This is a genomic window from Burkholderia sp. Ax-1719 (genome assembly GCF_011753055.1).
In the GTDB taxonomy this organism is placed as follows: Bacteria; Pseudomonadota; Gammaproteobacteria; order Burkholderiales; family Burkholderiaceae; genus Paraburkholderia.
Map to the genome: position 1 here is coordinate 38,270 of NZ_VWWJ01000023.1, position 23,019 is coordinate 61,288.

General features: G+C 63.4%; 23 protein-coding genes and 1 tRNA gene. 8 read left to right on the forward strand and 16 right to left on the reverse strand.

Features of this window, described 5'->3' with window-relative positions; translation table 11 throughout:
* Positions 1-5 precede the first annotated feature (5 nt).
* The 4 genes from cydB to rpoH form a co-directional block, all read right to left on the reverse strand.
* A complete protein-coding gene (cydB, locus tag F3J17_RS28770) occupies positions 6-1,142 on the reverse strand; it encodes a cytochrome d ubiquinol oxidase subunit II (protein WP_167067334.1) in 1,137 nt (378 codons plus the stop codon).
* A gap of 60 nt (positions 1,143-1,202) precedes the next feature.
* Positions 1,203-2,789, reverse strand: a complete 1,587-nt coding sequence (locus tag F3J17_RS28775; RefSeq protein WP_167067337.1) for a cytochrome ubiquinol oxidase subunit I — start codon at positions 2,787-2,789, stop codon at positions 1,203-1,205.
* Positions 2,779-3,048 carry a cytochrome oxidase putative small subunit CydP gene (gene cydP / locus F3J17_RS28780; protein ID WP_167067339.1) on the reverse strand — a complete coding sequence of 90 codons (270 nt, stop codon included), beginning with the start codon at positions 3,046-3,048 and terminating at the stop codon, positions 2,779-2,781. Before cydP ends, F3J17_RS28775 begins: the two co-directional genes overlap by 11 nt.
* A gap of 355 nt (positions 3,049-3,403) precedes the next feature.
* A complete protein-coding gene (gene rpoH / locus F3J17_RS28785; RefSeq protein WP_167067342.1) occupies positions 3,404-4,345 on the reverse strand; it encodes an RNA polymerase sigma factor RpoH in 942 nt (313 codons plus the stop codon).
* A gap of 616 nt (positions 4,346-4,961) precedes the next feature.
* Here rpoH and F3J17_RS28790 point away from each other — a divergent pair.
* Positions 4,962-5,345 carry a nuclear transport factor 2 family protein gene (locus F3J17_RS28790; RefSeq protein ID WP_167067344.1) on the forward strand — a complete coding sequence of 128 codons (384 nt, stop codon included), beginning with the start codon at positions 4,962-4,964 and terminating at the stop codon, positions 5,343-5,345.
* A gap of 192 nt (positions 5,346-5,537) precedes the next feature.
* On the opposite strand, the gene leuA is transcribed toward F3J17_RS28790, so the two are convergent.
* The 3 genes from leuA to ybiB all read right to left on the reverse strand — a co-directional run bounded on the left by leuA (position 5,538) and on the right by ybiB (position 8,754).
* The gene (gene leuA, locus F3J17_RS28795) at positions 5,538-7,190 is read right to left on the reverse strand and encodes a 2-isopropylmalate synthase (RefSeq protein WP_167067347.1); all 1,653 of its coding nucleotides are present in this window, start codon (positions 7,188-7,190) and stop codon (positions 5,538-5,540) included.
* The gene (locus F3J17_RS28800; RefSeq protein ID WP_167067350.1) at positions 7,180-7,383 is read right to left on the reverse strand and encodes a hypothetical protein; all 204 of its coding nucleotides are present in this window, start codon (positions 7,381-7,383) and stop codon (positions 7,180-7,182) included. The genes leuA and F3J17_RS28800 overlap by 11 nt, the downstream gene beginning before the upstream one ends.
* Positions 7,384-7,773: 390 nt before the next feature.
* Positions 7,774-8,754 carry a DNA-binding protein YbiB gene (ybiB, locus tag F3J17_RS28805; protein ID WP_167067352.1) on the reverse strand — a complete coding sequence of 327 codons (981 nt, stop codon included), beginning with the start codon at positions 8,752-8,754 and terminating at the stop codon, positions 7,774-7,776.
* Between the two features lie 274 nt (positions 8,755-9,028).
* Between ybiB and F3J17_RS28810 the strand changes: the two genes are divergently transcribed.
* Complete coding sequence (locus F3J17_RS28810; protein WP_167067355.1) at positions 9,029-9,727, forward strand: fumarylacetoacetate hydrolase family protein; 699 nt, start codon at positions 9,029-9,031, stop codon at positions 9,725-9,727.
* A 30-nt stretch (positions 9,728-9,757) separates the two neighbouring features.
* Entirely contained in the window at positions 9,758-10,405 is a 648-nt protein-coding gene (gene maiA, locus F3J17_RS28815; RefSeq protein ID WP_167067357.1) for a maleylacetoacetate isomerase, read from the forward strand.
* A gap of 90 nt (positions 10,406-10,495) precedes the next feature.
* On the opposite strand, the gene ftsY is transcribed toward maiA, so the two are convergent.
* Positions 10,496-11,638, reverse strand: a complete 1,143-nt coding sequence (gene ftsY, locus F3J17_RS28820; protein WP_167067360.1) for a signal recognition particle-docking protein FtsY — start codon at positions 11,636-11,638, stop codon at positions 10,496-10,498.
* A gap of 223 nt (positions 11,639-11,861) precedes the next feature.
* Between ftsY and rsmD the strand changes: the two genes are divergently transcribed.
* From rsmD to F3J17_RS28835, 3 genes are all read left to right on the forward strand, one after another.
* Complete coding sequence (gene rsmD / locus F3J17_RS28825; protein ID WP_167067362.1) at positions 11,862-12,527, forward strand: 16S rRNA (guanine(966)-N(2))-methyltransferase RsmD; 666 nt, start codon at positions 11,862-11,864, stop codon at positions 12,525-12,527.
* A 120-nt stretch (positions 12,528-12,647) separates the two neighbouring features.
* A complete protein-coding gene (gene coaD, locus F3J17_RS28830; RefSeq protein WP_167067365.1) occupies positions 12,648-13,148 on the forward strand; it encodes a pantetheine-phosphate adenylyltransferase in 501 nt (166 codons plus the stop codon).
* A gap of 76 nt (positions 13,149-13,224) precedes the next feature.
* Complete coding sequence (locus F3J17_RS28835; RefSeq protein WP_167067368.1) at positions 13,225-13,482, forward strand: YfhL family 4Fe-4S dicluster ferredoxin; 258 nt, start codon at positions 13,225-13,227, stop codon at positions 13,480-13,482.
* Positions 13,483-13,562: 80 nt separating this feature from the next.
* Here F3J17_RS28835 and hisC read toward each other — a convergent pair whose 3' ends face one another.
* From hisC to F3J17_RS28875, 8 genes are all read right to left on the reverse strand, one after another.
* A complete protein-coding gene (gene hisC, locus F3J17_RS28840) occupies positions 13,563-14,648 on the reverse strand; it encodes a histidinol-phosphate transaminase (RefSeq protein ID WP_167067371.1) in 1,086 nt (361 codons plus the stop codon).
* A 69-nt stretch (positions 14,649-14,717) separates the two neighbouring features.
* Entirely contained in the window at positions 14,718-15,320 is a 603-nt protein-coding gene (gene pth / locus F3J17_RS28845) for an aminoacyl-tRNA hydrolase (protein ID WP_167067373.1), read from the reverse strand.
* A 163-nt stretch (positions 15,321-15,483) separates the two neighbouring features.
* Positions 15,484-16,089 carry a 50S ribosomal protein L25/general stress protein Ctc gene (locus F3J17_RS28850; protein ID WP_167067376.1) on the reverse strand — a complete coding sequence of 202 codons (606 nt, stop codon included), beginning with the start codon at positions 16,087-16,089 and terminating at the stop codon, positions 15,484-15,486.
* Between the two features lie 175 nt (positions 16,090-16,264).
* The gene (locus F3J17_RS28855; RefSeq protein WP_167067566.1) at positions 16,265-17,221 is read right to left on the reverse strand and encodes a ribose-phosphate pyrophosphokinase; all 957 of its coding nucleotides are present in this window, start codon (positions 17,219-17,221) and stop codon (positions 16,265-16,267) included.
* 64 nt (positions 17,222-17,285) lie between these two features.
* A tRNA-Gln gene (locus F3J17_RS28860) sits at positions 17,286-17,362 on the reverse strand.
* Between the two features lie 51 nt (positions 17,363-17,413).
* Entirely contained in the window at positions 17,414-18,316 is a 903-nt protein-coding gene (gene ispE / locus F3J17_RS28865; RefSeq protein ID WP_167067379.1) for a 4-(cytidine 5'-diphospho)-2-C-methyl-D-erythritol kinase, read from the reverse strand.
* A gap of 57 nt (positions 18,317-18,373) precedes the next feature.
* Positions 18,374-19,009: a lipoprotein insertase outer membrane protein LolB gene (gene lolB / locus F3J17_RS28870; RefSeq protein WP_167067382.1), complete on the reverse strand. Its 636-nt coding sequence runs from the start codon at positions 19,007-19,009 to the stop codon at positions 18,374-18,376.
* A complete protein-coding gene (locus F3J17_RS28875) occupies positions 19,009-20,868 on the reverse strand; it encodes a tetratricopeptide repeat protein (protein WP_167067385.1) in 1,860 nt (619 codons plus the stop codon). Before F3J17_RS28875 ends, lolB begins: the two co-directional genes overlap by 1 nt.
* A 142-nt stretch (positions 20,869-21,010) precedes the next feature.
* Here F3J17_RS28875 and mutM point away from each other — a divergent pair, with 142 nt between their 5' ends.
* Positions 21,011-21,841 carry a bifunctional DNA-formamidopyrimidine glycosylase/DNA-(apurinic or apyrimidinic site) lyase gene (mutM, locus tag F3J17_RS28880; RefSeq protein ID WP_167067388.1) on the forward strand — a complete coding sequence of 277 codons (831 nt, stop codon included), beginning with the start codon at positions 21,011-21,013 and terminating at the stop codon, positions 21,839-21,841.
* A 15-nt stretch (positions 21,842-21,856) separates the two neighbouring features.
* Positions 21,857-23,005, forward strand: a complete 1,149-nt coding sequence (mutY, locus tag F3J17_RS28885) for an A/G-specific adenine glycosylase (protein ID WP_167067391.1) — start codon at positions 21,857-21,859, stop codon at positions 23,003-23,005.
* Positions 23,006-23,019 lie beyond the last annotated feature (14 nt).

Below are 23,019 nucleotides of genomic sequence, written 5' to 3' on the forward strand. Positions count from 1 at the left end.
CGCGGTCAGTACAACGAATTGCGTTTGTCCTCGACCGCTTCCACCGTCACCTTGCCGCGCATGATGCGGTACGCCCATGTCGTATAGGCGAGCACGATTGGCAGGAAGATGACGACGGCGACCAGCATGATTTCGAGCGTCATCTTGCTGGAGGTGGCGTCCCACACCGTCAGGCTGGAACGCGGGTCGAGCGACGACGGCATGATGAACGGAAACATTGAAAATCCCGCCGTCAGAATCACGCCGATAATCAACAACGAGGTGCCGAAAAACGCGGTCTTTTCCAGCCGCGACCCAGCCACCGCGAACGCCAGCACGCCGCCGGCAATGCCGACAATCGGCGCGATCATCATCCACGGATACTGCACGTAATTGCCGATCCACAGGCCCACGCCCGGCTCGACGCTCTTGAGCAGCGGATTGGCGACGGCGTCGTAGGGCGCGGGATTGGTGATCGCGAAGCCGCCGATCAGCGTCGCCACCAGCGCGCCCGCCACGATGAAGAGCACGACCGCCACGCCCGCCGTGAGTCGCAGCGCCTTCGAGGCGCGCGCGGCCACGATGCCGTCGCTTTTCAGTTTGACGAACGCCGCGCCGTGCGCGGTGAGCATCGACAGACTCACGAGGCCGCAGATCAGCGCGAAGGGATTGAGCAGCGCCCAGAAGCTGCCGTAGTAGGTCACGCGTAGATCGCTGTCGTACTGGAACGGCACGCCCTGCAGCAGATTGCCGAACGCCACGCCAAACACCAGCGCGGGCACGAAGCCGCCGATAAAGAGCGCCCAGTCCCATGCGCCGCGCCATGTCGGATTGTCGCGTTTGCCGCGATAGTCGAATCCCACGGGCCGGAAGAACAGCGCGAACAGCACCAGCAACATCGCGAAGTAAAAGCCCGAGAACGACGCCGCATACACGAGCGGCCAGGCGGCGAACATCGCGCCGCCCGCCGTGATGAGCCAGACCTGATTGCCTTCCCACGTCGCGCCGACGGTATTGATGACGATGCGGCGCTCGGCATCGGTCTTGCCGATGAAGGGCAGCAGCACGGCCGCGCCCATGTCGAAGCCGTCGGTGAGCGAGAAGCCGATCAACAGCCCGCCGATCAGCACCCACCAGATCACTTTGAGCGTTGCGTAGTCCATGGTGCGGTTCCTTGCCGTGGGTCTTTGCTGGGTTTCTGCCGGGTCTCTGTAGCGCGCGAGTCAGGCGACGCGGTTGCCGCTCGTCACCGTCGCTGTCTGCTCGTGGAAATAGCGGCCCGTATGCAGCGCGGACGGCCCGAGGCGCGCGTACTTGAACATCAGCGTGATCTCGATGATGAAGAGCGCCGTGTAGAAAATGACGAAGCCCGCGATGCTCAGCATGACGTCGCCGGGCGCGAGGCTCGACGCGGAGAGGTGGGTCGGAAGCACCTCGGCGATGGTCCACGGCTGGCGGCCCACCTCAGCAACGACCCAGCCGAATTCGGCGGCCAGCCACGGCAGCGGAATGGCCCATACGACCCAGCGCAGGAACCAGCGACGGTTGTCCTGCAGCAGCGAGCGCTGCGCGCAGAACCAGAACGCCAGCACGAAGGTCAGCAGGAACAGCATGCCCAGCCCCACCATCACGCGGAACGACCAGAACACGGGCGCGACGGGGGGAATCGAGTGCTTTGCGGCGGCCTTGATCTGCTCGGGCGTGGCGTCCACGACCCGGGGGGCGAACTGCTTCACGAGCAGGCCGTAGCCGAGGTCCGCCTTGTGCGCTTCGAAGACGGCGCGGGTGTCGTCGTCGGCATCGCCCTGTTTCATCTTTTGCAGCGCGGCGTAGGCCAGCATGCCGTTCTGGATGCGCACCTCGGCGCGGCCCATCAGATCGCGCAGGCCGATGACGGGCTCGTCGATCGAGCGCGTCGCGATGATGCCCATGAGATACGGAATGCGGATCGCGTAGTCGGTGCGCTCCTCCTGCTGGTTAGGGATGCCGAATAGTGTGAAAGGCGCGGGGGCGGGCGCGGTATCCCATTCGGCTTCGATGGCGGCGAGCTTGATCTGCTGCACTTCGCCGGTGCGATAGCCCGATTCGTCGCCCAGCACGATCACGCAAAGCGTGGACGCCAGGCCGAAGCCTGCGGCGATGGCAAACGAGCGCAGGGCGAATTCGGTGTCGCGGCGGCGCAGGATGTACCACGAAGAAATGCCGAGCACGAACATCGACGCCGTCACATAACCCGCCGACACCGTGTGCACGAACTTCACCTGCGCGACCGGATTGAAGATCACCTGGAACAGGCTCGTCAGCTCCATGCGCATGGTTTCGTAGTTGAACGACGCGCCGACGGGATTCTGCATCCATCCATTGGCGATCAAAATCCACAGCGCTGACAGATTCGAGCCGAGCGCGACGAAGAACGTGGTGATCAGATGGCCGCCCTTCGTCATGCGGTTCCAGCCGAAGAAGAAAAGCCCCACGAAGGTCGATTCGAGGAAGAAGGCCGCGAGTCCTTCCACGGCGAGCGGCACGCCGAAAATATCGCCAACGTAGTGCGAGTAGTACGACCAGTTGGTGCCGAACTGGAACTCCATCGTCAGGCCCGTGGTGACGCCCATCACGAAGTTGATCGCGAAGAGCTTGCCCCAGAACTGCGTCATGTCCTTGTAGATCGGTTTGCCGGTCATCACGTAGACCGACTCCATGATGACGAGCAGCCACGACAGCCCGAGCGTGAGCGGCACAAACAGAAAGTGATACAGCGCCGTGACGCCGAACTGCAGGCGCGACAGATCGACGGTTTCGCTAATGGGCATGGTGGTCCCCTTGATTCACTTTCGGCGCAGTCGTTTCGGGCACGGAAAGAATCGCCCGCGCGACGTCCGCGGGCCGCATGGACATGTTTTCGGCTTGCGGATGATTGAAGAATGCGTACTTCAGCGCCATCAGCAGCACGAGCTTGATGACGAGGACGAGCACGATGTCGCGCGCGAAAGTCGGGCCGCGCACCCAGCGGCGCATGCGCGAACGCAAGTGAGGAGGCGCGTGTGCAGGCTGTCCGGAAGTGGAAATCATGGCGACGAGGCGGCTCCTTGCTGGTCCGTGGTCGTGTTTCCGTGGATGCGACGGCAAATTCCGCCACACCCGTTGCTCCCTTTAATCAGGCACTATTTTGATAATTATTTTGCAGTACGAAGGCATCGCAACCCTATTGTTATAGGTCAGATTTACAGGGTCGAATGCCAGGAAATGTGTCGATTCCCCCGATCGCTTTCCCGTAGCAGCGCGGCAGACGGGCGATATCGGGGTAGGACTTATCTTATGAGGGAACGGAAATGAGCGACGCGAATGTGCGCGCTAAAAGAAAAAGCCCCGCTTGTAAGAGCGGGGCTTTCGGGGCATGGCTTAGCCGATCGGCGATCAGGCGCGATTAGGCATATTCGGCCAGCGCAGTGCGCATTTTCTTCATCGCGCTGGCTTCGATCTGACGGATACGCTCGGCGGACACGCCAAATTCGTCAGCCAGTTCGTGCAGCGTCGAGCCGCCCGAACCGTCGTCTTCGACGTTCAGCCAGCGCGCCTCGATGATGCGGCGGCTGCGTGCGTCGAGCGCTTCAAGTGCGCTAGCGATGCCGTCGGACTGCAGACGGTCGCGCGAACGTGCGGCCAGCACGGCGCTCGGCTCGTTGTGCGAGTCGGCCAGCCAGGCGATCGGCGCGAACGATTCTTCGCCGTCGTCATTCTGGCTTTCGAGCGCGATGTCGGCACCCGACAGACGCGTTTCCATCTCGACGACTTCTTCGCGCTTGACGTTCAGTTCTTGCGCCAGGCCTTCGATCTCTTCCGGCGTGAACGATTGCAACCCTTGCTTGTGGCTGCGCAGGTTGAAGAACAGCTTGCGTTGCGCCTTGGTCGTCGCGACCTTCACCATGCGCCAGTTGCGCAGGATGTATTCATGGATTTCGGCCTTGATCCAGTGCATGGCGTACGACACGAGTCGAACGTTTTGCTCCGGGTCGAAGCGCTTGACGGCCTTCATCAGGCCGATGTTGCCTTCCTGGATCAGGTCGGCGTGCGGCAGACCGTAGCCAAGGTAATTGCGCGCAATCGAGACAACGAGACGCAGGTGCGACAGCACCAGGCGGCGCGCGCCTTCAAGATTGTTTTGCTCGCGGAACTCGGTCGCGAACTGGCGCTCCTCTTGCGGCGTCAACATCGGGATCCGGTTCACGGCCTGAATGTAGGCGTCGATGTTGCCCAGCTGACCGGGCAGCATGGAAGCGTTCGCGAGCGCCAGTACACCCGAACCCCCGGCCTTGGCCGACGACGGGCTAAGCATATTCGGAAGGGTCATGGTCATTGCGTTGCTCACGTAGCGAACTCCTCAGGAATCTTGCAAAAGTCAGACTGCGACTCCACGGTGGATGTTAGCACTCTGAATCAGTGAGTGCTAATACTTGGAGTCTGTAGGGGCTTCATGGTTCCGGCTACCCTATCGAAAACTTGTTTCAATAGATTTCAGTGAAAAGCCGGCAGGCAAGCTGGACGGGGCTTGCGGCCCGGACGAGCCCGCACACACCGGCGGGCCGAAGAAATACTCTAGAACGAGGCCGCTTCCGGCAGGAAGCGATGCAGAAAAAGGGCTGGAATAACAGCGCTTGAAGATGATGTTTGCCACGATTCTCATCGTAGCCAGGCGGTCTTAATCTGGACTTAAATCCAGGCCTGAATTTGAGAATAATCCGACCCGAATTGTTGCCGAGAGACGTATCCCAGAGACATTGGCGCCGTCTGAAGGTGCAGCGCTGCGACACTGGGGCGCGCTTTCGTTTTGCGCGTGTGCGTTTGCCAACTCATATTGGGGCGCTCGCTTTGATCGCAAGTATCCTTGCGCGAAATCCTGGTATAAATTTCAGCGAGACGCGTGGGGTAAATCTTCGGTGCGGGTAGGCGGATGGCCGTCGGCTCGTGCGCAAGGGGCTCGAGCAATGGCGGCAAAAGTAATCGATGCGATTCGCGGGCTGGAGCGAGAGCGCTTCCGCGCGATGGTGGACGGCGACGGCTCGTCGCTGGATCAACTGCTTTCGGATAGCGCGACCTTCGTGCATACGAACGGCAAGCGCGAGACCAAGCAGCAGTTCATCGATGCGATCACGGCAGGGCGTCGCCGCTATCGCCAGATCGAGATCCAGTCGCAGGACGTGCTGCCCGTCGGCCGCGAGACCTGTCTGATCTCGGGCCGCGCGCTGATCGAAATGGAAGCGAACAACGGCGCGCTGCTCTATCCCATTGCCTACACGGCAATCCAGACTCAGGAGGATGGCCACTGGCGTCTGGTTGCGTGGCAGGCGACGCGTTGCGCAATCGAGTGACGACCGGTAAGTCCACTCGCCGATTCCGCATGTCGGCCCAGAGTTAGCGCTTCAGCGCTTACTCTGGCCCCACGCAGAGCGTAAGCGGATCGGGCGCACGCCAGCGGCCCGTTATGCCGCCGGCGCTCAACGGCGCCGCCTTCTTTACTGCTTCTACAAACCTGTTCCGATAATCGGTCTTGAGCGTCGCGCTCAGGCCGCCGCGCGGCGATCGATCTGCGTCCACGCCGAGCGATTGACCGCGCTCACCACCGCCGCCACGACTGCCTGCGCTGCATCGTCCGCGACACCCACGCCGTGGCGCAGCGACTGACCGCGCACCCGCGCGCCGACGAATACCGCCGTGCCGCCTTGCGCCGTACGCGTCGAGTCAAACGAGGTGATTTCAATGCCTTGACCGGCCGCTGCCGCAATCGCCGTGGCGACTGCCTGGGCGTGCGTGCCGTCAATCGACGCTGCCGCCGCAGCGGGAATTGCCACGTCGCGGCCTTCGAAGCGCACGCGGTTCGCGCCTGCATGTTCCGCCGGGCCTTGCGTCTCGAAGTACTCGCTGGCGAACAATGCGCAGATGGCGTCGCCGGTGATTTCTTCGCCGGAAGCGTCGGTGACCGTCTGCACGGCGTGGCTGAACTCGATCTGCACACGGCGCGGCGGCGTGAAACCCATGCCGCGTTCGAGCAGATACGTCGCGCCGCCCTTGCCCGACTGGCTGTTCACGCGGATCACGGCGTCATAGCTGCGGCCGAGATCGGCGGGATCGATCGGGAGATACGGCACTTCCCAGACGGCGTCCGGCTGCTGCACGGCGAAGCCCTTGCGGATCGCGTCCTGATGCGAACCCGAAAACGCCGTGAAGACGAGATCGCCCGCATACGGATGACGCGGATGCACGGGGAGCTGGTTGCAGCGCTCGACCACGCGGCGCACCGCATCGATATCCGAAAAATCGAGGCCCGGGTCGATGCCCTGGGTGTAGAGGTTCATCGCGAGCGTGACGATATCGACATTGCCGGTGCGCTCGCCATTGCCGAACAGGCAGCCTTCGATGCGATCCGCGCCCGCGAGCAGCGCCATTTCGGCGGCGGCCACGGCGGTGCCGCGGTCGTTATGCGGATGCACGGAAAGCACGATGCTGTCGCGATACGCGAGGTTGCGGTCCATCCACTCGATCTGGTCGGCGAAGACGTTGGGCATGGCCGCCTCGACGGTCGCCGGAAGATTCACGATCATCTTGTGATCGCGCGTCGGGCGCCACGTCTGGGCCACCGCATCGCAGACTTCGCGTGCAAACGTCAGCTCGGTCATGCTGAAGGTTTCTGGCGAATACTGGTAAGTCCAGTGCGTTTGCGGGTTTTTGTCGGCGTGTTCGCGGATGATGCGCGTGCCTTCGACCGCGAGCGCCTTCACTTCGTCCTTCGACTGGTTGAACACGATCTTGCGGAACGACGGGCAGATCGCGTTGTAGAGGTGGACGATGGCGCGCGGCACGCCTTCGAGTGCTTCGAATGTGCGCGCGATCAGCTCTTCACGCGATTGCACGAGCACTTCGATGGTCACGTCGTCGGGAATGCGCTTTTCGTCGATCAGCTTGCGCACGAAATCGAAGTCGGTCTGCGAGGCGGACGGAAAGCCCACTTCGATTTCCTTGAAGCCGATTGCGACGAGCATTTCGAAGAATTCGGTCTTCTGCTCGATGCTCATCGGCTCGATCAGCGACTGGTTGCCGTCGCGCAGGTCGGTGCTCATCCAGATCGGCGCGCGCTCGACGGTGCGCGTCGGCCATTTGCGGCCGTTCAAACGGATGGCGGGGAAGGGGCGGTACTTCTCAGCGGGATTACGCAACATGACGAGCCTCGTTCTTCATGGTGTCGTTTGCGATGGCGGTCGGCAGCGGGCGGCTGGCGGGCTGGCGACGGAGCACGATGCGCGAAACTTCATGCGTACGGGCGGCAACCGCGGACGCAAGGAAGACGGCCACGGTGACGGCGGTAGCCGGCGCGGCGAAAGCGGACGTGAACGATGCCCATGCAACGTGCATTTTGACCTCGCGACTCGTCCGGACGGTAGACGGACGAATGCAGACGACAGGTTGTAGAGATACAGCGGATTTGGGGTACTGCGAGAACTGCTTTGGGAGGACCGCGGTGACCGGAGAGGTGGTCGTTGCGGCGCTACACCAGCTTTAGGCTAGGCGTAGCGATAGGGCCGATAGTAGGCCGTGGGCAATGCGGAGGGTGTTCGGGAAGGAACGCATTCGTCCAATGTAAATCAGGGCGCTTGCGTGTGTCAACAGGGAATTTGCAGATTGCGCGCAGGAAGATGCGCGAAGATGGGCGACGAAGCGCGCTGAAGCGATGGTGTGTATTTCGCGCATCGCCCGCGCCGCGTGGCTTTCGGCGGATCGGGCGATGTCTTCGTTGCGGCTGACTTAACGCCTGGCGATGCGCTTGATCGTTTCGATCTGACGCGCGATTGCGTCGGGCACCGGTGCTTCGCCGCGCAGCACCGCTTCGATCCATGCGGACGTGGTCGCGGCGTCGCGGCCTTCCGGAAGATCGACTTCGGGCGCGTCGGGCGACGAGCGCTCCGGCTCGATCAGCGTTTCGCAGATGCCGTCGTGCAGCCAGTCCACCTGCACCTGGCGGCGCGTATCGGCGACAGCCTCGCCTTCGGTGCCGCGCGCGAGCAGGGCGCCGCCGATAGCCGCATCGGGATGCGCCGCGAACAGCGCGCTCAGGCTTTCGCGATAAGGCGGATGCGTGTAGTTCACCAGTCGCAAGCCCGGTTGCGCGAACGGCTGCAGCAGTTTCACCAGCGTATGCGTGGAGTTGCGCACGCCCATACGCCGACGCAGCGAGAGCAGCCGCGCGAGTTGCGGCGCGAGCGTTTCGATCGGCGCAAATGCGACTTTGCGTTCGGCAAGCTGCGCCTCGATTTCCGCGTGATCCTGCGCGGCGGGGCGGTTCAGCGCAGTGAAGATTTCCGCGCTGGTGACGCGACCCGGATCGGTGACGACGCCATGCACGAGCGTCGGCACCCCTTCGCGCGCGAGCAGCAGCGCGAGCAGCGGCACGAGATTCGGCTGCTTGCGCGCGCCGTTGTAGCTCGGGATCGACACCGGCCGATAGTCGCCTTCGGCCACCACCAGCGGCGCAAAGGACGCATGCGCGGCGGCAAGCATCGCGGCCAGTTCCTCGGCGGTTTCGCCCTTCAGGCGGTAGGCGAGCAGCACCGCGCCCAGTTCGAGATCGGAGACGCGGCCGTCAAGCATGGCCGCATACAGCGCGTGCGTGTCTTCGGACGAGAGCGAGCGCGCGCCGTGCGGCCCGCGGCCAATCTCCTTGATGAAGCGGGCGCAGGAGAAAGTGTCGGTGGAATCAGTGGAACCGGCGGATTCGGGGGCGTTCATGGCGGCGTGGGTGCGGAAGCGGCGACGCACGCCGCTCCGTTCAATTTGGGATATCGGGGATGCAGGAAGTATCGCACGACCCGCGCAGCCAGACCGGACGCAGTGGGGGCGGGAACCATGGACGCAGCGGGTGCGCTGTAATACGCGGTTGCCGTAACGTGATGACGCCCTCATGCCCCTGCGCGTTACACTCGTGCGTTATGTTCGTCAGGCCTCGCCGCTCGCGCGACTGCTGTGTCGGCGTCCTGGCATCATCCAAAAGACGGAGATTTCGATGACTTACGTATTCGATCCGGCGCCGCTCGCCGCTGTGCCGGTCGCTGGCAGCGATGCGCGCTTTCCGGTGCGCCGCATCTACTGTGTTGGCCGCAATTACGAGGCACATGCACGCGAGATGGGCCACGATCCGAACCGCGAGCCGCCGTTCTTCTTCGCCAAGCCTGCCGATGCCGTGCTCTATGTTGCGCCGGGCGCTGAGGCCGAATTCCCGTATCCCGATCAATCGCAGAACGTGCATTTCGAGATGGAACTCGTCGCGGCGATCGGCAAGGGCGGCAAGAACATTCCCGTCGAAAGCGCGCTGGATCACGTGTTCGGCTATGCACTGGGCCTCGATATGACGCGCCGCGACCTGCAAGCCGAAGCGAAAAAGCTCGGCCGTCCGTGGGATACGGCGAAAGGCTTCGATCATTCGGCGCCCATCGGCCCGATTCATCCGGTGGCGCAGGTTGGGCAGATCGGCAAAGGTGCGATCTGGCTGAACGTGAACGGTGAGGAAAAGCAGCGTTCGGATATTTCGCAGCTGATCTGGCCAGTTGCCGACACGATCGCATTCCTTTCGACGCTATTCGAGTTGAAGGCCGGCGATCTGATCTACACCGGCACGCCCGAAGGCGTGGGCGCGGTCAAGCGTGGCGACGTCATGACGGGCGGCGTAGACGGTCTGGGCGAATTCGCCGTGCGCGTGGTCTGAACGAACTAAGAAGAGGAGCGTGAGAGGAGCATGAAGCTTTACAGCTATTTCCGCAGTTCGGCGTCGTATCGCGTGCGTATTGCGCTTAACCTGAAGAATCTGCCCTACGAGTACGTGCCGGTGCATCTGGTGCGCGACGGCGGCGAACAACTCAAGCCCGAGTACCGCAAGATCAATCCCGATGCGATCGTGCCGACTCTCGTCGACGACGACAATCACGCGATCCAGCAATCGCTCGCGATTATCGAATACATCGAGGAAACGCATCCTGAGCCGCCGCTGCTGCCGAAGTCGCCTGCCGACCGCGCACACGTGCGCTCGCTCGCGTTGCAGGTGGCGTGCGAAATCCATCCGATCGACAACCTGCGCGTGCTGAAGTACCTCAAGCACACGCTGGGCGTCGACGATGCGGCCAAGGACGCGTGGTATCGCCATTGGATCGAAAGCGGTTTCGCGACGCTGGAAGAACGGCTCGCGAACGACCCGCGCACGGGCAAGCTTTGCTTTGGCGATACGCCGACCATCGCCGACCTGTGCCTCGTGCCGCAGGTGTTCAACGCGCATCGCTTCAAGATCGACACGACGCGCTATCCGACGATCCAGCGCATCTGCGACTACGCCGGGCAACTCGATGCCTTCGTGCGCGCTGCGCCGGGTGCGCAGCCGGACGCGGAATGACGCGAAGATAAGCGTCGATAGATGCAAAAAGGGCGCCGTTCGTGAGAGCGGCGCCCTTTTACTTTCAGCACATCTGCGGCTGCAAGCGGATCAGCTACCCAGCAGCGCGTCCGCGAATTCCTCGGCCACGAATGGCTGCAGATCTTCGACCTTCTCGCCCACGCCGATGAAATACACCGGCACCGGGCGCTGGCGAGCAATCGCCGCCAGAATGCCGCCCTTGGCCGTGCCGTCGAGCTTGGTCACGATCAGGCCCGTGAGGCCCAACGCGTCATCGAAAACCTTCACCTGCGTGAGCGCGTTCTGACCCGTGTTGGCGTCGATCACGAGCAGCACTTCGTGCGGCGCGCCGTCGAAAGCCTTGCCGATCACGCGCTTGACCTTCTTCAGCTCGTCCATCAGGTGCAGCTGCGTCGGCAGACGGCCGGCGGTATCCGCCATCACGACATTGATGCCGCGTGCGCGCGCCGCGTTCACGGCGTCGAAGATCACCGCGGCCGGGTCGCCGCTTTCCTGCTGCACGACCGTAACGTTGTTGCGCTCGCCCCAGATCGTCAGCTGCTCGCGCGCGGCGGCGCGGAAGGTGTCGCCGGCGGCCAGCAGCACGCTCTGGTCGAAGCTCTGCAGATGCTTGGCCAGCTTGCCGATGCTGGTGGTCTTACCCGCGCCGTTCACGCCCGCGATCATCATCACGAGCGGTTGCGCGCGGCCCAGCATGAGCGAGCGTTCGAGCGGCTTGAGCAGGTCGATCAGCAACTGGCGCAGCGCGGTTTTCACCTGTTGCGCTTCGGTCAGGCGTTCGGCGCGCACTTTCTGGCGCAGCGCTTCGAGCAGATATTCGGTGGCGTCCACGCCCGCGTCTGACATCAGCAGCGCGGTTTCGAGCTCTTCGTAGAGATCGTCGTCGATCTTCGCGTTGACGAAGATGCTCTGGATGTTCGAGCCGGTCTTGGACAGACCCGAGCGCAGGCGCGACAGCCAGGATTGCTTGGCGACGGCGTCAGGCGCGGGCGGCGGCACGATTTCGACGGCGTCGAATTCGGCTTCGCTGCTTTCATCGTCCGCGATGATTTCGTTGGCTTCGGCGGCTTGCGGCGCATGCGGCTCGATTGCGGCGGGCGCTTCAGGCGTTTCTAGCGCCTCGTTGGCCTCGTGCGCTTCGTCCTGTGCGGCTTCGGCTGCATCGTTCCCGGCGCCCTTCGAGCCCCGGAGTCGTTTGAAGAAACTGAACATGATCTGGTGTGGTGGGATCGCGTTGCGGGTCTGACCGAGGGACGGTCATCGACGTCGAAGATGCGGGCAACGCGTGGAAAACACAGCATTTTATCAGGCGGCTCCGGGCGCGTCGCCGCGACGGGCCTGCAGCGTGCGCGCGCCCCTGTGGTAACGTTCGCGCAATAGCACGTCGGCGCGCTCACGCGCGGACAATCGTACTCATTCATCCAGTAGAACCCGTATGGCCCGTTCATCTATCCTGCGCCCGCAAAGCGCCAAAGCCGCCGCAAGGCTCGAGGCGAAGCCCGCCGCGAAGCCTGCTGTCAAGGCGCCCGTCAACGCGCCGCATTCGATCCGCATCATCGGCGGCGAGTGGAAGCGCACGCCGCTGCCGGTGCTCAATCTCGAAGGCCTGCGTCCCACGCCCGATCGCGTACGTGAGACGCTGTTCAACTGGCTCGGCCAGCAACTCGATGGCCAGCGCTGTCTCGATCTGTTCGCGGGCAGCGGCGCGCTGGGCTTCGAGGCCGCCTCGCGCGGCGCGGCGCGCGTCGTGATGGTCGAGCGCAGCGCGCGCGCCGCCGCCCAATTGCGCGCCAATCAGGCGCGTCTGGGCGCCAAGACGATCGAAATCGCCGAAGCCGATGCGCTGCGTCTGGCCGCCAATCTCGCGCCGGGCTCGTTCGATGTGGTGTTCCTCGATCCGCCGTTTGGCGATGAGGCGCTGCTCACTCGCTCGCTCGAACTGGCCGCGCCGCTCGTGGCCGCCGACGGCTGGCTCTATGTCGAATCCGGTGAGCCGGTTGATCCGGCTTCGCAGCCCGCGCTGGCGGGCTGGAGCGTGGTGCGCGAGGGCAAGGCGGGAGCGGTCCGCTATCATTTGCTGCAGCGCGAAAATGAGGAATAATGCGCGTTCGATAATGAAGCGGGCGGGCGTCATCCGGCGTCACGCAGGCACTCGCGCATGCCGCGCAGATCATAAAGTGGCGTGGCAATGCGCCCCATTTCTGTTGAGAGGAGAAGCCTCATGGTAGTCGCCGTGTACCCCGGTACGTTCGATCCGCTCACGCGCGGTCACGAAGATCTCGTGCGACGCGCATCGAGCATTTTCGACACGCTGGTGGTCGGCGTGGCCGACAGCCGCAACAAGAAGCCGTTCTTCACGCTCGACGAGCGGCTCGAAATTGCCCACGAGGTGCTCGGCCATTATCCGAATGTGCAGGTGATGAGTTTCAAGGGCCTGCTGAAGGATTTTGTGCGCAGCAACAACGCGCGCGTGATCGTGCGCGGCCTGCGCGCAGTGTCGGACTTCGAGTATGAGTTCCAGATGGCGGGCATGAACCGCTACCTGCTGCCGGACGTCGAAACGATGTTCATGACGCCGTCGGATCAATACCAGTTCATTTCGGGCACCATCGTGCGCGAAATTGCCCAGTTGGGCGGCGATGTCAGCAAGTTCGTGTTTCCTTCGGTGGAAAAGCGCCTGCAGGACAAGGTGGCGGCGCTCAACAGTGCGGCAAAGCCCTGACGTCTTCGCGGGTCAGGCAAATCGCAGGGCCGCGGCGCTATAATGTGTTGTTTTTGAAGGGAAAAGCGAGAGAAGTATGGCCCTGATGATTACCGACGAGTGCATCAATTGCGACGTCTGCGAGCCCGAGTGCCCGAACGACGCGATCTCGATGGGCCCGGAAATCTACGTGATCGACCCGAACAAGTGCACGGAGTGCGTCGGCCATTTCGACGAGCCTCAGTGCATCCAGGTGTGTCCGGTGGAGTGCATCCCGAAGAATCCCGAGCACCTCGAATCGCAAGAGCAACTGATGCAGAAGTACGAGACGCTGACGGCGGCGAAGAACGCCTGAAGCGATTTGTCCTGCTGCACAAAGAAAAAACGCGCCCGAGGGCGCGTTTTTTTATGGCTCGACGCTGGTTACTGAGAGCGTCAGGCGACGATGGCCTTGAGCGCGGCGATGAGCGTGTCGCATTCGGCGTCCGTACCGATCGAGATACGCAGATGCTGGTTGATGCGCGGCGCGTTGAAGTGGCGCAAGAAGATCTCCTGCGCGCGCAGTTTCGCCGACATCTCTGCCGCGTCGTGGGCCGGATGTTTCGCGAACACGAAGTTAGCCGCCGACGGCACGACTTCGAAGCCCAGCGCTTCGAGCGAGGCGATCAGGCGCGTGCGGCTTGCGATCACGCGCTGGCAGGTCGACTCGAAATACGCGTTGTCTTCATATGCCGCCGTGGCGGCCGCCTGCGCGAGCCGGTCGAGCGGGTACGAGTTGAAGCTGTCCTTCACGCGATTGAGCGCCTGGATCAGATCGGCGTGGCCGAACGCGAAGCCCACGCGCATGCCCGCAAGCGAGCGCGACTTGGACGTGGTGTGTACGACCAGCAGGTTCGGGAAGCGCTCGATCAGCGCAATGGCCGATTGCGCGCCGAAATCCACATACGCTTCATCGACGATCACCACCGAATCCGGATTGCCCGCGACGATGCGCTCGACTTCGGCGAGCGGCAGCACGTGGCCCGTGGGCGCGTTCGGATTCGGGAAAATCACGCCGCCATTGGGCGTGTTCTGCGCGAGGTAGTCGTCGGCGCGAATCTCGAAACGCTCGTCGAGCGGCACCGTGTTGAATTCGACTTCGTACAGGCGCGCGTAGGTCGGATAGAAGCTGTAGCTGATGTCCGGAAAGAGAATCGGCTTGTCGTGCTTGAGCAGCGCCTGGAAGGCGTGCGCGAGCACTTCATCGGAACCGTTGCCGACGAACACCTGCTCCGGGCGCAGGCCATGATGCGCGGCCACCGTGGCGCGCAAGCCCTTGGCGAGCGGGTCCGGATAGCGGCGCAACGATTCGCCGGAGCCGTCCGTGCCGGCCAGTTCCGCGCGGATCGCGTCGAGCACGCGCGGCGAGGGCGGGTAGGGGTTCTCGTTGGTGTTCAGCTTCACCGGGTGCGCGAGCGCCGGCTGTTCGCCGGGCACGTAGGGCACGAGGCGGTGGACGATGTCACTCCAGAAACGACTCAAGACGCTCTCCTTGGCTTCGATAAGACTTGCGGCGCGCGGCCGCGAGTCCCAACGCAGCGCGCGCGGATTTCAGCCGTTGCGGTGCAGCAGCATCACGGCGCGTTCGGTTTCGCCCTTGACGAAGGTGGGCATGATGGCGAGCGAGCGTTCGATCGACGCGTCGATCACATCCTGCTCTTCGCGGCGCGGCGGTTTGAGCACGAAGTTCGCCACATCCGGCTTGGCGCCGGCGCGCGCGCCTTCGGGAATCAGATCGCGCGGATGGCCGATGCCGATGCGCAGACGCCAGTAATTCTGCGTCGACAGATGCGCGGAAATGTCCTTCAGACCGTTATGGCCGCCGCTGCCGCCGCCGAGCTTGAGCTTGACGGTGCCGGGCGACAGATCGAGTTCGTCGTGCGCGACGAGGATCTCGTCGGGCAGGATCTTGAAGAAGTTCGCCACCGCGACGACCGACTGGCCCGAGCGGTTCATATACGTCTGCGGTTCGAGCAGATGCACTTCCTCGCCGTAGAGGCGCGCCTTCGCGTAATGGCCGTGGAAGCGGCGCTCGTCGCGCAGCGTGGTGCCGGCTTCGCGCGCGAGCTGGTCCACGAGCCAGAAGCCCGCGTTGTGGCGCGTCGCCGTGTATTCGGCGCCCGGATTGCCGAGCCCGACGATCAACCTGATCATGTTGGGTGTTCCGCCTGCGTGAATCGATGAATTGCTGGATCGATCCGCAAGTGTACGGAAGAGTAGAAAAGAGTGCGAAAAAAAACCCGCCGGGCGAACCGCGGCGGGTCACGTCGTTCCGTTTTATTCAAACGGATCGAGAGGATCGGCTCTTGCCGGCTGATTACTCAGCAGCGGCTTCTTCGCCTTCAGCAGCAGCTTGCGCGCCAGCCGGAACCGGTGCCGAAGCGACGACCGGGTTTTCGACTTCAACGTGCTGAACCAGCGTCACGCCTGCGGGCAGGGTGATGTCCTTGGCGTGCACGGATTGACCGGCTTCGATCTTTGCGAGGTCGACTTCGATGAATTCCGGCAGTTGGCCCGGCAGGCACTGGACTTCGAGTTCAGCCAGAACGTGCGAGATGATCGCGCCGCCCGTCTTCACAGCCGGGTTCGTTTCCTGGTTCATGAAGTGCAGGGGCACCTTCGTGTGGATCTTCTTGCTCGAGTCAACGCGCTGGAAGTCCACGTGCAGCACGAGCTGACGGAACGGGTGGTATTGCACGTCGCGCAGCAGAACCTGTTGCGACTTGCCTGCCACTTCGAGCTCGAGGATCGACGAGTGGAAGGATTCTTTCTTCAGGGCGTGCCACAGCGCGTTGTGATCGACTTCGATCAGTTGCGGCTCAGCGCCGACACCGTAAACGATGCCAGGGGTCTTGCCAGCGATGCGCAGGCGGCGGCTCGCACCCGTACCTTGCAGGTTACGCTCGAAAGCGATGACTTTCATGGTGTTCTCTTTTTCAATGCACTGCCCGCGACCAGGCAGTAAGTAAAACGGGGTCCTTTCGGCAAACACTTGCCAGAAGGCCCCCGACGATAACAGCGCAGACCTTCGTCCGCCTGCGCTGATTACACGAAGGCGCGGCATCCTTGCGAATGCCGCGCCTTTCGCGCGAATCTTTTTAGCTGTCCGCGAACAGCGACATCACCGAGTCGCCGCGACGGATGCGCGAGAACGTTTCTGCCAGCAGACCGGCGCTGGTGAGCGCGCGGATCTTCGAGCAGGCACGGGCTTCTGCGCCCAGCGGAATCGTGTCGGTCACAACCAGTTCGTCGAGCTCCGAGGCTGCGATGCGCTCGCCCGCGCCACCCGAGAGAACCGGGTGCGTAGCGTAAGCGAACACCTTCTTCGCGCCGCGTTGCTTGAGCACTTGCGCTGCCTTGCAGAGCGTGCCGGCGGTGTCGACCATGTCGTCCATGATCACGCAGGTGCGGCCTTCGACTTCACCGATGATGTTCATCACTTCGGCGACGTTCGCCTTCGGACGACGCTTGTCGATGATCGCGAGATCGCAATTCAGTTGCTTGGCGAGCGCACGGGCGCGCACCACGCCGCCGACGTCCGGCGAAACGACCAGCAGGTTCTCGTGATTCTGCTTGCGCAGATCGCCGAGCAGCACGGGCGTAGCGTAGATGTTGTCGACGGGAATATCGAAGAAGCCCTGGATCTGGTCAGCGTGCAGATCCATCGTGATGATCCGCTCGACGCCCGCGATTTCCAGCATGTTCGCCACGACCTTCGCCGAGATGGCGACGCGCGCCGAACGGGGGCGGCGGTCTTGACGGGCATAGCCGAAGTAGGGGATGGCTGCGGTGATCCGGCCGGCGGATGCGCGCTTGAGCGCATCGACCATGATCATCAGTTCCATCAGGTTGTCGTTGGTCGGTGCGCAAGTCGACTGAAGGACGAAGACGTCCTTACCGCGCACGTTTTCCTGGATTTCGACCTGGATTTCACCGTCGGAGAAGCGGCTAACCATAGCCTTACCGAGGGGAATACCGAGGATCTTGACGACTTCCTGTGCAAGCGCGGGATTTGCGTTGCCAGTAAAAACCATCAGGCCGTCATGGCTGCTCATCATGCACCTGCTGCGGACTTGGGGGGGCGAGAGGAACTACTTGGGCGAACTACTTTAGAATTTTTGGCAGGGGAGGAAGGACTCGAACCCTCGCATGCCGGAATCAAAATCCGGTGCCTTAACCAACTTGGCGACTCCCCTACACTCAACTTCTAGCCTGACTGACCGGTAGGACGATCAGCCATGCAAAACTTATGACGCGAAAGCGAAGAGTGGATGCTTGTCCAGACTCGAGGTGACTGCGCTTCTCCAGTTCGGCTGTTCCGCAAGCAGTCGGGTCTGAGCCGATTCTGCTTCGTTCCGACTGGCGAATGCTGCAAATACGCTTGCACCCGATCCGGTCATCCGCGCCGGCGCGACACTGTTTGATACATCATCAAACCATCGCAGCACTTGCGCTACTTCCGCGTATTTTCCTGCGACAACGGCTTGCATATCGTTATGACCGAAGCTATCTGGCCATCCCTGCTGCGTTGCTTGCTGTGCAAGAAAGAATGCTATTGTGCAGTGCTGCGTGTCACGTGTCAACTGCTTTTCCGAAAAAATCTCGGCGGTCGGGACGTGTGCCTGCGGTGTCACCACGAGGAAGTGGCGTGCGGGCAATTCAATTGCCTGCAACGCTTCGCCAACGCCTTCTGCAAATGCATTCTTCCCGAACACGAAGAAGGGCACATCCGCACCTAGTTTCAGCGCCAGCGCCTGCAATTCCTCGCGCGGCAGATTCAGTTTCCACAGCCGGTTGAGCGCCAGCAGCGTGGTGGCCGCGTCCGAGCTGCCGCCGCCCAGGCCCGCGCCCATCGGCAGACGCTTTTCGATGTCGATTTCCACGCCTTGCTGCGTGCCCGTGTGTTGCTTGAGCAGCGTGGCGGCGCGCACCGTCAGGTCATGTTCGGCGGGAACGCCGTCGACTTCGGTCGTGCGCGTAATGCGGCCATCCTGGCGACGCTTGAAATGCAGCGTGTCGCCCCAGTCCAGCAGCTGGAAAACCGTCTGCAGGTTGTGGTAGCCGTCGGGCCGGCGGCCCGTGATATGGAGGAACAGATTGAGTTTCGCGGGCGCGAGGCAGTCGCGCAGCGAGTCTTGAGTTTCGGTCATGTTGCGTGGCGTCCGGCGAGGTGTGCGTCGAAGCACATGCCGGACGCAATTCCTGGATTACTGGTCGAGCACGAGCTTGATCTGCAGCGGCGGATCTTCGCGCGTGAGGTTCACGCGTTTGACGCCGGTGGCCGGCGCATCCGCGTAAGCGAGATAGTCGATGTCCCAGCCGTCCTGCTCGATCTTCGAGAGGCGCTGCGGATTCTGCGGATCGAACGTCGTGCGGGCGCGCGAATCGGGCGCCGCCGACGGCTGCAGCCAGTAGCGCAGACCTTCGACCGGCAGCGCGAAGCCCATCGCCTGCTGCATCAGCGTGCTGACGTTGTCGGCGGTGAGCGGCGGCTTGTTCGGCAGTTCGAGCGTGGCCTGACCCGGCGCGGACGTCACGACAGCCAGCGTCTGTCCGAGCGGATTGAGCAACTGCAGCGTGACGGTCGAATTCGCCTCGCGCAGATCGAAGTTGCCGTAGGCGTTGCGCTGCTGGCCGTTCTGATCGTTGTACTGGATCGCGAAGCGGCCGTGATACGCGCGGCTCGTCTGCGTGGTCAGCGAAGTCGTGGCGCGCGCGGTGGACGGCTCGTGCGGCGCCTGCGTCGCGCAGCCCGCGAGGGCGAGCAGCGCGGCGGCCGCCACGCCCAGTGCCGGACGGCGCACGCAGGTGGACAGCAGACTGGACAGAGGGAAATTCGCCATCAGAGATCGTTGACCTGGAAACGCTTGAGCGTCTTCAGGAGCGTGTCGTTGTCGGGTTCGAGCTTGCGGGCTTCGCGCCAGGCATCGCGCGCGCCGGTCTGGTCGCCGTTCTTCCACAGCACTTCGCCCAGATGCGCGCCGATTTCGGCGTTCGGCTGCAGGCTGTACGCCTTACGCAGCAGCTTGATGGCATCGGCGTTGTCGCCCATGCGGTATTTGACCCAGCCCACGCTGTCCATGATGAAGGCGTCGTCCGGTGCCAGCGACGAAGCTTTCTCGACCAGACGATCCGCTTCCGGCAGACGCTGGTTGCGATCCGCGAGCGAATAGCCGAGGGCGTTGTACGCCTGCGGATTGTCCGGCTGCGTCTTGATCAGCTTGCGCAACTGCGCTTCCATGATTTCGTAGTGGCCGTTCTTTTCGGCGGCCATCGCGTAGTCATAGGTGAGATCGGGATCGTCCGGGAAATCGGCGGTGGCCTTGGCCAGACGTGCTTCGGCTTCCGGGTAGCGCTTCGCGTCGAACAGGATCGCGGCGTCCGTGCGGGCGATCAGCGCCTGGTCGCGCGGGTCGTCGCTCTGGATGCTGGCGAGCTGCTTGCGCGCTTCGTCGATCTTGCCCTGACGGTCGAGCATCTGCGCGCGCGTGATCTGCGCGGGCACGTACTGCTGGCTGCTCGGGCCGATCTTGTTGAGCCACGCTTGCGCGCCCGCATCGTCCTTCTGCTCGACGGACAGCTGCGCGAGGTAGATATACGCCTGACCCGCATCCGCGCCCGGCGTCTTTTCAGCCTGTTGCGCGTACATCTGCAGGTACTTCTTCGCGTCGTCGTACTTCTTCTGCTGCACGTCGATGAGCGAGAGCGCCATCAGCGGCATCAGGTCTTTCGAATCGTTCTTGTGCAGGATCTCGAACTGCTTCTGCGCGTCGTCCAGACGATCGGAAGCCAGATAGGTCTGCGCGAGCGCGAGGCGCCCGTCACGCGACTTCGGATTGCTCTGCACGTACTTTTCGATTGCAGCGACGCCTTCCTTGCGCTCTTCAGGGCCCATCTGCGCGAGCATCAGCGCGGCGGGCAGGAAGTCGGGCTTGATCGCGAGCGCCTGCTCGAACGACTTGCGTGCGCCGGGCACGTCGTCGGCGAGCAGTTGCTGACGGCCGATAGCGAGCTGCGCTTCAGGGCGGTTCATGTCGTTGGACAGCAGCGACTTGAGCACGTCCAGGCCGCCCGAACGGTTCGGGCCGCGCGAGAGCAGCAGTTGCAGCGAGAGGATCGCCTGACCGCGGCTATCCGCGGGTACGCGCGCCAGTTCGCGCGCGAGCAGCGGCTGCGCGTCGGCGGGCTTGCCGCTGAGGACGAGCAGGGAGGCGTCGAGCTGCGCCGCGCGCTCCGAATCGGGAGCGTACTGCTGCCACAGTTGCACCGCGGTCAGCGCGTCCGTGGGGCTTTGCGCGGCCAGCGCGATCTCGGTCGCACGCTGCGCCATGCGCGGATCGTGCGTGTCGCGGGCGAGCGCGAGATAGGTCTGGTAGGCGGGCGCCGGCTGGTCGCGTTGCAACGCGACTTCGGCGGCGAGCACCTGGAAGACGATCTGGCTGGAGAGCGCAACGTTCGGCAGGTCCTTCTGCTCGTCCGCCGTGGCGGGGCCGAAGGCGTCCGGCATCGTGACGGAAGTGTCGTCAGAGTCGGGGGACGGATCCTGCGCGTACGCGCTCGAAGTGGTCAATGCCCAGGCGGCGAGTACGGCGACGCCAAGCAGGCGACGGGGTCCGAACGCACGCAGTGCCGGGGTGTTGCGCAGACGCGGCGCTGCTCCAGGCAGGCGCTTCGCAAACAGCTTTACGAAAGACAGTTCCATGGAATTCCGTCGAATGTTTCGGTCGATTGTAACGCGCTGGCTACAATACGCGCACGACGATGACGCAAGTTGCAGACCAGCCCCGCGCATCCCCCGATCGTTTCAGCCAATCTCACCACCCGCCTTTCATCAGTCGCCAGTCATGCCAGAACTGCCAGAAGTCGAAGTCACCCGCAGAGGCATCGAGCCCTGGGTCGCCGGCCGCCGCGTCGAGCGCGTTGACGTGCGCAATGCGTCGCTGCGCTGGCCGGTGCCCGCCACGCTCGCCCGCACGCTACGCGGTCGCACGATTCGTTCCGTGGGGCGGCGCGGCAAATATCTGCTGTTCGAAATCGATGAAGGCTGGTTTATCGTGCATCTTGGCATGACTGGGACGTTGCGGGTGTTACGTAATTTTCCAAAGCCGCCGGCGGCCGAAAAGCACGATCACGTCGACTGGCTGTTCGACGAGTTCACGCTGCGCTATCGCGATCCGCGCCGCTTCGGCGCCGTGCTGTGGCATCCGCGCGAGGCTGGCGACGTGCTGGGGCATCCGCTGCTGGCGAACCTGGGCATCGAGCCGTTTACGCCAGCCTTCGACGGCGCGCTGTTGTTTCGCGAGACGCGCGGACGCAAGGTCTCCGTCAAGCAGGCGCTGCTCGCGGGCGATATCGTCGTGGGCGTTGGCAATATCTACGCGTCGGAAAGTCTGTTTCGCGCGGGTATCCGGCCGACCACGCCCGCAGGGCGCGTTTCGCTGGCGCGCTACGAACTGCTCGCCGACGCCGTGCGCGCCGTGCTGGCCTCCGCAATCGAAAAGGGCGGCAGCACGTTGCGCGACTTCGTCGGCAGTAATGGCGAGAGCGGCTATTTTCAGCTCGAATATTTCGTCTACGACCGCGCGGGCCAGCCCTGCCGCGTTTGCGGCACGCCGATCAAACAGATCGTGCAGGGCCAGCGCTCCACTTATTTCTGTCCGCGCTGCCAGCGCTGACGGGCAAGCTTCTCCATGTATCTCTCGACTGCATCCAAAGACACGCTCACGAGCGCCGCGCGCCAGGCCGCGCTGAAGGCCACGTATCCCGTGGAACTGCTCGCGAGCTTCGCGCCGCGCCTGATCGCCTGGCAGCGCGTGCATGGCCGCCACGATCTGCCGTGGCAGAACACGCGCGATGCCTATCGCATCTGGCTATCGGAAATCATGCTGCAGCAGACGCAGGTTTCCACCGTGATTCCCTACTACGCGCGCTTTCTCGAACGCTTTCCGACCGTCGAAGACCTCGCCAACGCGCCCATCGACGACGTGATGGCGCTGTGGGCAGGCCTCGGCTACTACACGCGCGCGCGCAATCTGTACCGCTGCGCGCAGGTGGTGGCGCAGGAACACGGCGGGCAGTTCCCGCGCACGGTCGAAGGTCTCGCGGAACTTCCTGGCATCGGCCGCTCGACGGCTGCGGCGATCGCCTCGTTCGCGTTCGGCGCGCGCGAGACGATTCTCGATGGCAACGTGAAGCGCGTGCTGGCGCGCGTGTTCGGCGTGGAAGGCTTTCCGGGCGAAAAGCGCGTGGAAAACGGCATGTGGACGCTGGCCGAGTCGCTGGTGCCCGATGCCAATGCGACGGACGCCGATGTGAGCTCGTACACGCAAGGCCTGATGGATCTGGGCGCGACGCTCTGCACGCGCGGCAAGCCCGACTGCGAGCGCTGCCCGTTCGCGAGCGACTGCTTGGCGAAGACCACCAACCGTCAGCGTCAATTGCCCGCGTCGCGTCCGAAAAAGGCCGTGCCGTTGCGGCAGACCTGGATGCTCGTGCTGATGGACGGCGATTCGGTGATGCTGGAAAAGCGCCCGCCTTCGGGCATCTGGGGCGGCTTGTGGAGCCTGCCCGAAGCGCCCGGCGAAGCCGCGCTCGCTGAGCGCGCTGAAGGTTTTGGGGCGGATCTGTCGACGGTGTCGGCGCTCGCACCGCTCACGCACACCTTCACGCACTTCAAGCTCGACATTGAGCCGCGTGTGGTCGAGATGGGGCGCAAGGGCGGCGCGCTCGGCGCGCAGGAAGCCGAAACGGTGTGGGTGCCGCTGCGCGAGATCGATGCATATGGCGTGCCCGCGCCGGTGCGCAAACTGCTCGACGGTCTGCGTGGGTCGCTGATTTGAAGCGTTAAAGCAGC

What these genes read in the sequence shown, in the direction of transcription:
- cydB (WP_167067334.1), bottom strand. Translation starts at nt 1,142, where the DNA reads ATGGACTACGCAACGCTCAAAGTGATCTGGTGGGTGCTGATCGGCGGG.
- F3J17_RS28775 (WP_167067337.1), bottom strand. Translation starts at nt 2,789, where the DNA reads ATGCCCATTAGCGAAACCGTCGATCTGTCGCGCCTGCAGTTCGGCGTC.
- cydP (WP_167067339.1), bottom strand. Translation starts at nt 3,048, where the DNA reads ATGATTTCCACTTCCGGACAGCCTGCACACGCGCCTCCTCACTTGCGT.
- F3J17_RS28790 (WP_167067344.1), top strand. Translation starts at nt 4,962, where the DNA reads ATGGCGGCAAAAGTAATCGATGCGATTCGCGGGCTGGAGCGAGAGCGC.
- leuA (WP_167067347.1), bottom strand. Translation starts at nt 7,190, where the DNA reads ATGTTGCGTAATCCCGCTGAGAAGTACCGCCCCTTCCCCGCCATCCGT.
- F3J17_RS28800 (WP_167067350.1), bottom strand. Translation starts at nt 7,383, where the DNA reads ATGCACGTTGCATGGGCATCGTTCACGTCCGCTTTCGCCGCGCCGGCT.
- ybiB (WP_167067352.1), bottom strand. Translation starts at nt 8,754, where the DNA reads ATGAACGCCCCCGAATCCGCCGGTTCCACTGATTCCACCGACACTTTC.
- F3J17_RS28810 (WP_167067355.1), top strand. Translation starts at nt 9,029, where the DNA reads ATGACTTACGTATTCGATCCGGCGCCGCTCGCCGCTGTGCCGGTCGCT.
- maiA (WP_167067357.1), top strand. Translation starts at nt 9,758, where the DNA reads ATGAAGCTTTACAGCTATTTCCGCAGTTCGGCGTCGTATCGCGTGCGT.
- ftsY (WP_167067360.1), bottom strand. Translation starts at nt 11,638, where the DNA reads ATGTTCAGTTTCTTCAAACGACTCCGGGGCTCGAAGGGCGCCGGGAAC.
- rsmD (WP_167067362.1), top strand. Translation starts at nt 11,862, where the DNA reads ATGGCCCGTTCATCTATCCTGCGCCCGCAAAGCGCCAAAGCCGCCGCA.
- coaD (WP_167067365.1), top strand. Translation starts at nt 12,648, where the DNA reads ATGGTAGTCGCCGTGTACCCCGGTACGTTCGATCCGCTCACGCGCGGT.
- F3J17_RS28835 (WP_167067368.1), top strand. Translation starts at nt 13,225, where the DNA reads ATGGCCCTGATGATTACCGACGAGTGCATCAATTGCGACGTCTGCGAG.
- pth (WP_167067373.1), bottom strand. Translation starts at nt 15,320, where the DNA reads ATGATCAGGTTGATCGTCGGGCTCGGCAATCCGGGCGCCGAATACACG.
- F3J17_RS28850 (WP_167067376.1), bottom strand. Translation starts at nt 16,089, where the DNA reads ATGAAAGTCATCGCTTTCGAGCGTAACCTGCAAGGTACGGGTGCGAGC.
- F3J17_RS28855 (WP_167067566.1), bottom strand. Translation starts at nt 17,221, where the DNA reads ATGAGCAGCCATGACGGCCTGATGGTTTTTACTGGCAACGCAAATCCC.
- ispE (WP_167067379.1), bottom strand. Translation starts at nt 18,316, where the DNA reads ATGACCGAAACTCAAGACTCGCTGCGCGACTGCCTCGCGCCCGCGAAA.
- lolB (WP_167067382.1), bottom strand. Translation starts at nt 19,009, where the DNA reads ATGGCGAATTTCCCTCTGTCCAGTCTGCTGTCCACCTGCGTGCGCCGT.
- F3J17_RS28875 (WP_167067385.1), bottom strand. Translation starts at nt 20,868, where the DNA reads ATGGAACTGTCTTTCGTAAAGCTGTTTGCGAAGCGCCTGCCTGGAGCA.
- mutM (WP_167067388.1), top strand. Translation starts at nt 21,011, where the DNA reads ATGCCAGAACTGCCAGAAGTCGAAGTCACCCGCAGAGGCATCGAGCCC.
- mutY (WP_167067391.1), top strand. Translation starts at nt 21,857, where the DNA reads ATGTATCTCTCGACTGCATCCAAAGACACGCTCACGAGCGCCGCGCGC.